General features: G+C 44.1%; 1 pseudogene. It reads left to right on the top strand.

What is annotated here, in order from left to right:
• Positions 1-196: pseudogene (locus tag HMPREF2609_RS02940) on the top strand (hypothetical protein); the annotation flags it as partial.
• Between the last annotated feature and the right edge of the window lie 103 nt (positions 197-299).

Below are 299 nucleotides of genomic sequence, written 5' to 3'. Positions count from 1 at the left end.
CGATAGCATAGTGATTGCTGCTGACGGGGCAAAGTATCCTTGGTCAGGAATGGAAAAAAATAAGAAGTTTTTCTTTCCGAATGGTTTTCCGGATCCTCTGTATGAAGATGGAGATGACTGGATTAATGATCCTGATGAGTACCCCGAGAGCACATCCTATACCGGCGGTCGTGAGGGAGAAAGTTTATCTGAGTGAATAGTTAGACTCCTTTGTCTGTCTGTGTTTTAGAGAGAAATATGCCTTATCAACAAGAACGGTCTGCTGAGGGATTCATTGCCCCTTTGTTTATCCGTGAGGG

It is taken from the genome of Rothia sp. HMSC058E10, from assembly GCF_001809415.1.
Lineage (GTDB): Bacteria > Actinomycetota > Actinomycetes > Actinomycetales > Micrococcaceae > Rothia > Rothia dentocariosa.
The sequence above is the reverse complement of the archived record's forward strand: the minus strand, read 5'-3'. Positions and strand labels throughout refer to the sequence as shown.